The organism is Bacillus sp. JJ1474 (assembly GCF_036965225.1).
In the GTDB taxonomy this organism is placed as follows: Bacteria; Bacillota; Bacilli; order Bacillales; family Cytobacillaceae; genus Cytobacillus.
This window is the reverse complement of record NZ_JBALPC010000094.1, coordinates 3,699-4,278: the sequence shown is the minus strand read 5'-3', so window position 1 is coordinate 4,278 and position 580 is coordinate 3,699. Positions and strand designations below refer to the sequence as shown.

The following is a 580-nucleotide window of genomic DNA, read 5'->3' as shown; positions in this document are numbered from 1 at the left end:
CGTTGATACATCAAGGTTTATAGCCCATTTTAATCCACTTTTTCTGTTAAGGAAAATATACCATTTATCTATTAAACTGTCTACCTTTTATTAATAGTTTAATGAAAGTGTGGTTTATCTTTCTTCTATATAATATGTCCTTACTTATTGTTTAATCTAAAACTTCAACCCCAACAACATCCTCAAATTTAACCCTCTCAATAAACCCATTTTCACTTTCTAAATAGATCACCTTCTTTAATCCGTCCAACCTACATATCCTACCTTCGTTTTCATGAATGAATCCCTCTCTCCAAATTTTCACATTCACATGAAAAGAAAACTCCATTGCGTAATGAATTTTATTTTCTAATTCCTCGATCTCATACTCATCTAATATTGGTTGTTTTTCTTTCTGATTATCTCGCTCAATATCTCGAAGCATTTTCACATGTTCAGGCATAAAGAAAGCACCTTGCCATTTTAATAACCCTCTATCACGAATTGCCATTTCATCATCTCCTTTTTATATTGTAGAACAAACGTTCCTATTTATACATAAAAAAATAGTTCCGAATCATTCAGAGCACGTTCATAACCC

Annotated in this window: 1 protein-coding gene; it reads right to left on the bottom strand. The window is 31.7% G+C overall.

Annotation, left to right across the window (positions count from 1 at the left end; all coding sequences use genetic code 11):
- Positions 1-151: 151 nt before the first annotated feature.
- A complete protein-coding gene (locus V7164_RS13660; RefSeq protein ID WP_335354341.1) occupies positions 152-490 on the bottom strand; it encodes a YolD-like family protein in 339 nt (112 codons plus the stop codon).
- Between the last annotated feature and the right edge of the window lie 90 nt (positions 491-580).

Bases quoted from the DNA above. Each gene is read 5' to 3' on its own strand.
- V7164_RS13660 (WP_335354341.1), bottom strand. From the start codon at position 490: ATGGCAATTCGTGATAGAGGGTTATTAAAATGGCAAGGTGCTTTCTTT.